Below are 228 nucleotides of genomic sequence, written 5' to 3'. Positions count from 1 at the left end.
TCCTTGACCACCTGGCGCTGCAGGTTCTCCTGCGAACCGCAGAGGTTGCAGGGGATGATCGGAAACTCCTTGAGCTGGGAATAGGCCTCGATGTCCTTCTCGCTGCAATAGGCCAGCGGCCGGATCACCACGTTGCGCCCGACGTCGGCCAGCAGCTTCGGCGGCATGGCCTTCAGGGTGCCGCCGTAGACCATGTGGAGGACGAAGGTCTCCAGTATGTCGTCGCGA

The 228-nt window shown here is 62.7% G+C and carries 1 pseudogene; it reads right to left on the bottom strand.

The features are described 5' to 3' along the window. A pseudogene (locus ACLJNW_RS29295) lies at positions 1–228 on the bottom strand (tRNA 2-thiocytidine(32) synthetase TtcA); the annotation flags it as partial.

It is taken from the genome of Salmonella sp. SAL4457 (genome assembly GCF_046548235.1).
Lineage (GTDB): Bacteria > Pseudomonadota > Gammaproteobacteria > Enterobacterales > Enterobacteriaceae > Salmonella > Salmonella enterica.
The sequence above is the reverse complement of the archived record's forward strand: the minus strand, read 5'-3'. Positions and strand labels throughout refer to the sequence as shown.